Origin of the sequence: Mycobacterium sp. (assembly GCF_032162605.1) — a bacterium.
In the GTDB taxonomy this organism is placed as follows: Bacteria; Actinomycetota; Actinomycetes; order Mycobacteriales; family Mycobacteriaceae; genus Mycobacterium.
This window is the reverse complement of sequence record NZ_JAVROT010000440.1, coordinates 1-3,347: the sequence shown is the minus strand read 5'-3', so window position 1 is coordinate 3,347 and position 3,347 is coordinate 1. Positions and strand designations below refer to the sequence as shown.

The window sequence follows — 3,347 nt, the reverse complement described above, 5'->3', positions numbered from 1 at the left end:
GGACGACCACCGGAGCTCGTTGTGAATAATGGCGGGAATCGACAGGATGGTGGGCATGAGCAGCGACGTCGGCGGGCCGGGCGGGATGGGCTCGCCGCCGTACGGTCCGCCTGGCTATCCAGCTCCCCCCTACTTCACCCCACCCGGTTACCCGCCACCCGGCTACGGACCACCCGGCTACGGCTATCCGCCGACGGCGGGCCCCTACGGCTATCCGCCGATGGGCGCTCCTCCCGCGCTCAAGCCCGGCGTCATCCCACTACGACCGCTGAGCATGTCCGACATCTTCAACGCCTCGGTCACCTACATCCGCACGAATCCCAAGGCGACGTTGGGCCTGACCACCATCGTGGTCGTGGTGACTCAGGTCCTCGCGCTGCTGATTCAGGTCGGCCCCCTGGCCGCCACCGGTGCGCTGGCTCCACTGACGACGGGTGATGTGGGGCAAGAGGAGATCTCCAGCTCGGCGACCATCGCCTTGCTCCTGTCCAGCGCCGCGGGCAGCGTCACGGCGGTACTGGCCGGAATCGTGCTCAGCGGCCTTCTCACGGTGGTGGTCGGACGCGCAGTATTCGGTGCGACGATGAGCATCGGTGAAGCGTGGCAACGGGTTCGCGGTCGCCTCCTCGCACTGCTGTCCGTTACCGCGATCGAGGTGGTCGGCGCAGCCCTGATGATCGCGGTAGTAGTCGGCCTGGTCGTGGCCGTCAGTCAGATCGTGGGCGGCGCAGCGGCATTCGTGGTCGGCGTGCTCTTCGGACTGGCGTTGGTGGTCCTGTTGGTCTACCTGTACACCATGCTGAGCTTCGCCCCCACCCTGATCGTGCTGGAACGAATCGGCGTGGCGGCCGCCATCACCCGGTCCTTCGCTCTGGTGCGGAACGACTTCTGGCGGGTGTTCGGAATTCGCCTGCTCGCCGTGGTCGTCGCGGGCGTGGTCTCTGGCGCGGTATCGGTCCCGTTCAGCCTTGTCGGCCAGGTCATGCTGATGGTCGGTCAAACCACCGCAACGACGGTCATCGCCTTCGTCCTCATCAGCATCGGGGGGGCGATCGGCCAGATCATCACCTCCCCGTTCAGCGCGGGCGTCGTCGTGCTGCTCTACACCGACCGCCGCATCCGGGCCGAGGCCTTCGACCTCGTCCTGCAGACCGGCGCGGCGGGAGCAGTCGCCTCCACCGACGACCTCTGGCTGACCCCGCAACGCTGACGTGTCCACCATCGACATCGACCGCGACGCGGCGCACGACGCCGCCCAACGCGAGCTGAACAAGCCCATCTACCCACGCGGTTCGCTCACCGAGCAGCTCGCCCAGTGGGTCAACGACCTGATCTACAAGATCCTGGCCGGCGGCGCCACCGTGCCCGGCGGCTGGTTGACCATCACGGTGTTGCTCATCCTGGTCGCGGTCGCGGTCGTCGTGGCCTTCCGGGTGGCACGCCGCACCATGCGCACCAACCGAGGACACCAGAGCGCACTGTTCGGCTCGCACGACATGAGCTCGGCCCAGCACCGCGCCACCGCAGAGGAGTTGGCGGGCCGCGGCGACTGGGCGTCGGCGATCAAGCATCGCCTACGGGCGGTCGCCCGCCATCTCGAGGAGACCGCCATCCTCAATCCCGTTCCCGGCCGCACGGCGACCGAGCTGGCTCGGGACGCAGGGCAGACGTTCCCCAGCTTGAGCCATGAATTACGCCGCGCCGCAGAGTCATTCAACGACGTCACCTACGGTGAACGGCCGGGTACCGAACCCGATTACCGCGCGGTCGCCGACCTCGACGAGCGTCTTCTCGCCCACGCCACCACGGGGGCGGCGGGCCAGGACGCGGCGGTACCCGCCGATCGGTGGGCCGAGGTGCGATGATCGACGACTCCTCGGCCGCAGGCGCGGGCGTCGTGCAGCGGTGGCGGACCGTGCGCTGGGTGCTGCTGGCACTCGTCGTCATCGTCGGACTCTCGGTGCTCGCCGCCTATCTCACGGGGCCGCGCCCCGGTGGCCGGATGGATCCCGAGGCCACCTCGGCGGATGGTGCGCACGCGCTCGTCACACTGCTCTCCGACCACGGCGGCGAGGTGATCGAAGCCGACGACATTGCGACGGTAGAACGTTCGGCACGTCCGGATACCCTGCTGGTCGTGGCTCCGACGTCGTTCCTGATCGACGACGAGGGACTGCAACGCCTGCGCGGGCTGCACGGCGACGTGCTGCTGGTCGAGCCGCTGTCGAGCATCCGGGAAGCGCTGGCGCGCGAGATACGCACCGCCCCTGCAACCAGTTTCGGTGGTGAGCCGAATTGCGACATGCCGGAGGCCACCAGGGCGGGCAGCATCCAACTCAGCCTGAGCGACACCTACGAGGCCGTCGGCGACGCGGCCGTGACCCGCTGTTACGACGGCGCCCTCGTCCGGTATACCGACGACGGGCGAACCGTCACCGTCGTCGGCAGCGCGGACTTCATGACGAACTCGGGTCTGCTGAAGGAAGGCAACGCCGCGCTCGCGATGAACCTGGCCGGGTCCCGGGAGAGGGTGATCTGGTACACGCCCAAGCGGATCGAGGGCGAATCGGACGGCGCCACGTCGATCATGGATCTCATCCCCGCTCGCGTCGGCTGGATGTTCCTGCAGCTCTGCCTGGCGGTCGCCCTCGTGGCGCTGTGGCGGGGCAGAAGAATCGGTCCCCTCGTCGCAGAGGATCTTCCGGTTGTCGTCCGGGCCTCCGAGACCGTCGAGGGCCGCGGTCGCCTGTACCGGTCGCGTCGGGCGCGCGACCGTGCCGCATCGGCGCTGCGGACAGCCTCCCTGGCGCGGGTGCTGCCCCGACTCGGCCTGGGTGCCCAGTCCGATCCCGCGGCCGTCGTCGAGACCATCGCCCGACGCGTCCAATACGAGCCGAGCGCCGTCGAGTACGCACTGTTCGGACGTCCGCCCACGGACGACGCCGAACTCGTCAACCTCGCCCGACTACTGGACGACATTGAAAGGCAGGTCGCCAACTCGTGACTCAACCCAAGTCTTCGGCATCCGACCAGGACGGCGCTCGAAACGCCCTGCTGGCGTTGCGTTCCGAGATCGCCAAGGCCGTCGTCGGACAGGATGCCGTGGTGAGCGGGCTGGTGATCGCCCTGCTGTGCCGCGGTCACGTCCTCCTTGAGGGGGTGCCCGGCGTCGCCAAGACCCTGTTGGTCCGCACGTTGTCCGCGGCCCTGCAGCTCGAGTTCAAGCGCGTGCAGTTCACCCCAGACCTGATGCCTGGCGACGTGACGGGATCGTTGGTCTACGACGCCCGCACCGCCGAGTTCGAGTTCCGCGCAGGCCCGGTGTTCACCAATCTGCTACTGGCCGA

The 3,347-nt window shown here is 68.4% G+C and carries 4 protein-coding genes; all 4 read left to right on the top strand.

Annotated features, from left to right (window positions below; translation table 11 throughout):
• Window positions 1-46: 46 nt before the first annotated feature.
• A complete protein-coding gene (locus tag QOI01_RS24505) occupies window positions 47-1,210 on the top strand; it encodes a DUF7847 domain-containing protein (protein ID WP_526385582.1) in 1,164 nt (387 codons plus the stop codon).
• 1 nt (window position 1,211) lies between these two features.
• Window positions 1,212-1,865, top strand: coding sequence for a DUF4129 domain-containing protein (locus QOI01_RS24500; RefSeq protein WP_526385580.1), 654 nt, complete (start codon window positions 1,212-1,214; stop codon window positions 1,863-1,865).
• A complete protein-coding gene (locus QOI01_RS24495; protein WP_526385578.1) occupies window positions 1,862-3,004 on the top strand; it encodes a DUF4350 domain-containing protein in 1,143 nt (380 codons plus the stop codon). The genes QOI01_RS24500 and QOI01_RS24495 overlap by 4 nt, the downstream gene beginning before the upstream one ends.
• Window positions 3,001-3,347: AAA family ATPase (locus QOI01_RS24490; RefSeq protein WP_526385576.1), on the top strand; the 347-nt coding region annotated here is incomplete at its 3' end. The genes QOI01_RS24495 and QOI01_RS24490, both read left to right, overlap by 4 nt.

Excerpts from the sequence above, each read along its gene's own strand:
- QOI01_RS24505 (WP_526385582.1), top strand. The coding sequence starts at position 47 with ATGGTGGGCATGAGCAGCGACGTCGGCGGGCCGGGCGGGATGGGCTCG.
- QOI01_RS24495 (WP_526385578.1), top strand. The coding sequence starts at position 1,862 with ATGATCGACGACTCCTCGGCCGCAGGCGCGGGCGTCGTGCAGCGGTGG.